Source organism: Streptomyces sp. McG3 (assembly GCF_018619185.1).
Classification (GTDB): Bacteria; Actinomycetota; Actinomycetes; order Streptomycetales; family Streptomycetaceae; genus Streptomyces.
Window position 1 is genome coordinate 1 of record NZ_JAAXYC010000487.1, and the last position, 3,901, is coordinate 3,901.

General features: G+C 73.5%; 4 protein-coding genes and 1 riboswitch. Of the genes, 1 reads left to right on the forward strand and 3 read right to left on the reverse strand.

Going from position 1 to position 3,901, the window contains the following annotated elements; genetic code table 11:
* From HET64_RS37405 to HET64_RS37415, 3 genes are all read right to left on the reverse strand, one after another.
* Window positions 1–911: cobalamin biosynthesis protein (locus HET64_RS37405; protein WP_215111690.1), on the reverse strand; the 911-nt coding region annotated here is incomplete at its 3' end.
* Window positions 912–1,048: 137 nt separating this feature from the next.
* A riboswitch (cobalamin riboswitch) is annotated at window positions 1,049–1,181 on the reverse strand.
* Window positions 1,182–1,329: 148 nt separating this feature from the next.
* Window positions 1,330–1,560, reverse strand: a complete 231-nt coding sequence (locus tag HET64_RS37410) for a hypothetical protein (protein WP_010061387.1) — start codon at window positions 1,558–1,560, stop codon at window positions 1,330–1,332.
* Between the two features lie 12 nt (window positions 1,561–1,572).
* Window positions 1,573–2,835, reverse strand: a complete 1,263-nt coding sequence (locus HET64_RS37415) for an inorganic phosphate transporter (RefSeq protein WP_215111691.1) — start codon at window positions 2,833–2,835, stop codon at window positions 1,573–1,575.
* A gap of 277 nt (window positions 2,836–3,112) precedes the next feature.
* Between HET64_RS37415 and HET64_RS37420 the strand changes: the two genes are divergently transcribed.
* Window positions 3,113–3,772, forward strand: a complete 660-nt coding sequence (locus tag HET64_RS37420) for a class II aldolase/adducin family protein (protein ID WP_215111692.1) — start codon at window positions 3,113–3,115, stop codon at window positions 3,770–3,772.
* Window positions 3,773–3,901: the final 129 nt, after the last annotated feature.

Consider the following 3,901-nt stretch of genomic DNA (forward strand, 5'->3'; position numbering starts at 1 on the left):
GCCACGCACACACCGAGGGCCAGCGTGCTCACCCGGCGCGACAGCCGTACCGCGCGTTCGATGTCCGTGCCCCGCACGTCCCGCCCGGACTCCCCGTTCAGCACCGGCCGGTGCTCGACGCGCCCCGCGTACGCCAGGGTCCCGCCCAGCCGCACGCCGAGCGCCCCCGCGAACGCGGCCTCCACCGGCCCCGCGTTCGGGCTCGGGTGACGCCCCGCGTCCGCCCTCCAGGCGCGTACGGCCTCCCGGGGCCGCCCGCCGCCCGCCACGGCCAGCGCGGCCGTCAGACGCGCGCCGGGCCACCCCGCGAGGTCGTCCAGGCGGGCCGAGGCCCAGCCGTAACGGCGGTAGCGGGGCGACTTGTGACCGACCATCGCGTCGAGCGTGTTCACGGCCCGGAAGCCGACGAGCCCCGGCACCCCGCCGAGCGCCCCCCACACCAGCGCGCCGACGACGGCGTCCGAGGTGTTCTCGGCGACCGACTCGACGACCGCGCGGGCGATGCCCGGACCGTCCAGGGAGTGCGGATCGCGCCCGCACAGGTGCGGCAGCCGCTCCCGCGCCACCTCCAGGTCTCCGGCGGCCAGGGCGCCGCCGATGGCACGGGCCTCCCGCCCCAGCGACGTACCGCCCATGACGGACCAGGCGGTGGCGGCGGTCAGCGCGACGGCGAGCGCGGGGCGTCCCCGGACGGCGCGCGCGGTCAGCGCGGCGGCCCCCACGGCGCCTCCGGCGCAGACGAGGGTGTGCAGCGCGCCCCGGCCCCGGTCGTCACGCCACAGCAGGGACTCCACCCGCGCGGCGGCGCGGCCGAATCCGGCGACGGGATGGCCCCGACGGGGGTCGCCGAGCAGGGCGTCGGCGATCAGCCCGGCCGTGGCGCCGTACGCGAAAACGCGGTCGGCACGCACGGCTCAGCCGGTCGCGGGGAGAGATGTTCCGGCGCGAGGGCCTGTCGTGGGGGGCACAGGAAGCGGCGCACGGCGGCCGGGCATGGCGTATGTCCTCACTCAGGGTCCGCGCCCTGGTTCGACGTGACCGGCGACGAGAGTCTCCTGGCTTCCGGATCCGCAGTTCCCCCGGCCTTCCAGCCCGCGTCGAGCGGGCCGTGACGTCCGGTGTGGGGGAGTGCTCCCCGGTGACAGTGGCGGGACCGCGCCGGATTCGCACCGGCTTCCTCTGCTGTCGCCGTAAATGGCTCCGGCAGTCCACCACGCCCCGCGAACAGCCGTCAACTCGCTGTTGACCTGCGAGGCTCCACTGTGCGCAGACGCACATCGGGCCGGACACACGAGGTGTGTCCGGCCCGGAGGAGTGCGGGGTACGGGGTCAGGCGACGATCAGGTAGATCCCGTACGAGACCGCCGCGACGCACAGCGCGAAGCAGGCGTAGGCGCCGGTGCGCGCCAGTGCCACCGACCCGCCGGAGGCGCTGCCTCCGGCCGTGGCGGACTGCTTGGAGAGGGCGACGATGCCCAGGGTGAAGAGGCCGACCAGCGCGACGGTGACCACCAGGCTGACACCGAAGACGGAGGCGAGAGCTGCCCAGTCGATTTTCATGCGGATCTGTCCTTACACCTTGGCCGGCGGCCGGGCCGGGTCGTCGGGCGACGGGGCCGGGGCCGGGATGGTGGTGGCGAGGTCGGCGGCCGGGCCGCCGACGGGCGGCGGCTGGACCGCCGCCATGGCGGCGGTGACGATGCCCTGGGGCTCGCCCTCCCCGTCCGTGTCGTTGACGTTGGTGTGGTCGACCGGCTGGCGGCGCGAGGCCAGCCAGATGGCGAAGGAGCCGCCCACGAGGAGGATCGCGGTGACCGTGATGCCCCAGGGGCCCTGCTTGGTCAGGAACTCGGCGCCCGCACCGATCAGACCGGCCGCCGGGAGCGTCAGCCCCCAGGCGACGAACATCCGGGTGGCGGTGGACCAGCGGACCACGCCCCCCTTGCGGCCGAGGCCCGCGCCCATCACGGCACCGGAGCAGGACTGGGTGGTGGAGAGCGAGAAGCCGAGGTGCGAGGAGGCCAGGATCACGGTCGCCGCGCTGGTCTGGGCGGCGAAGCCCTGCGGCGGCTGGAGGTCGGTCAGCCCCTTGCCCATCGTGCGGATGATGCGCCAGCCGCCGAGGTAGGTGCCGAGCGCGATGGCCACACCGGCGGAGACGATGACCCACATCGGCGGGTTGGAGCCGGGGGCGAGGACGCCGCCGGTGACCAGGGCCAGCGTGATGATGCCCATCGTCTTCTGGGCGTCGTTCGTGCCGTGGGCGAGCGAGACGAGACCGGCGGAGGCGATCTGTCCGGCCCGGTAGCCCTTGGCCGTCGACTTCAGCTGACCCTCGTCGGTGACGTTCCGGTTGATCCGGTACGTCAGTCGCGTGGCCAGCATCGCGGCGAGGCCGGCGACCAGCGGGGCGGCGATCGCCGGGAGCAGCACCTTCGTGACGACGGTGCCGCCGTTGATCGAGGACCAGCCGGCCGACATGACCGCCGCGCCGATCAGACCGCCGAACAGGGCGTGGGAGGAGCTGGAGGGCAGGCCGACCAGCCAGGTCAGGAGATTCCACAGGATGGCGCCGACGAGCGCCGCGAAGATGACCTCGGTTCTGAGGCCGTCCTCGTTGACAATCCCGCCGGAGATCGTCTTGGCGACCTCCACCGACAGGAACGCGCCGATCAGGTTGAGAACGGCGGACATCGCCACCGCTGTCTTGGGCTTCAGGGCGCCGGTCGAGATGGTCGTCGCCATCGCGTTGGCAGTGTCGTGGAAACCGTTCGTGAAATCGAACACGAGAGCTGTCACGACCACAATCGCAAGCAGCAGCGTGATGTGTTCCATTTACCCAGGCAATCGTTCGACGTCAGTGGCACGTGGACCGTAGGCAACCTGGATGAACGGAAGATGAACTGAGCAGGGCGTTGCGGTGACCCCAAACGGAGTGGGCCGCCTCCGCTTGTGCGCGGGAGGGGCTGTGCGGTGCCTGTGAGGCGGGGCGTGGGCTGCCCTTTGCCTCCGATTGGCGAACATTTTGAACGGCTGTTCGGCACTCGGAAGAGACCTCCGTCACCTCCCATGTGACGTTCCGGTTGCGCCTCTTGACCCCTACGCTCGCCCCATGAGCGAGCAGCACCCGGAATCCATCGGCCGGACCTGGCTGGACGTCGTCGCGACCGCCCGTCGCAGCGCCGCGGACGGCCTGGTCGTCGGCACCTCGGGCAATGTGTCGGCACGCGTCGGCGACCTGGTCCTGGTCACGCCCAGCGGGGTGCCCTACGACCGGCTCGGCCCCCGGGACGCGGTCGGAGTCGATCTGGAGGGCCGCCAGGTCCTCGGCGACCTCGGGCCGACCAGCGAACTCCCCCTCCACCTGGCCGTCTACCGCTCCACCGACGCCGCCGCCGTGGTCCACACCCACGCCGTGCACGCCACCGCCGTCTCCACCCTCGTCACCGAGGTGCCGCTCGTCCACTACGCCGCCGCCATCCTCGGCGGCCCCGTCCGCACCGCCGCCTACGCCCGCTACGGCACCCCGGAACTGGCCGAGGCCATGCTCGGGGCCCTGGCGGGCCGCACCGGCTGCCTGCTGGCCAACCACGGCACCGTCACCTACGGCGACACGCTCGACCGGGCCTACGAGCGCACCGCCCAACTGGAGTGGCTCTGCCGCCTCTGGCTCACCGCGAGCTCCGTGCCCGGCCGCACCCCGGCCCTCCTCGACGCGGCCCAGCTGGACGAGGTGACGGAGGCGCTCAAGGGATACGGCCAGCCCGGCTGACCCGCGCACCGCGCCTGCCCCCGGCGCCCCCGCGAACCAGCCGGAGCCCGGTCCACGGCTCCGGACCGGTCCCGGACGGCCCCGGCCCGCGTCCGCCCCGCCCCGGCCCGCGTCCGCCCCGGACGGCCC

Excerpts from the sequence above, each read along its gene's own strand:
- HET64_RS37410 (WP_010061387.1), bottom strand. The coding sequence starts at position 1,560 with ATGAAAATCGACTGGGCAGCTCTCGCCTCCGTCTTCGGTGTCAGCCTG.
- HET64_RS37415 (WP_215111691.1), bottom strand. The coding sequence starts at position 2,835 with ATGGAACACATCACGCTGCTGCTTGCGATTGTGGTCGTGACAGCTCTC.
- HET64_RS37420 (WP_215111692.1), top strand. The coding sequence starts at position 3,113 with ATGAGCGAGCAGCACCCGGAATCCATCGGCCGGACCTGGCTGGACGTC.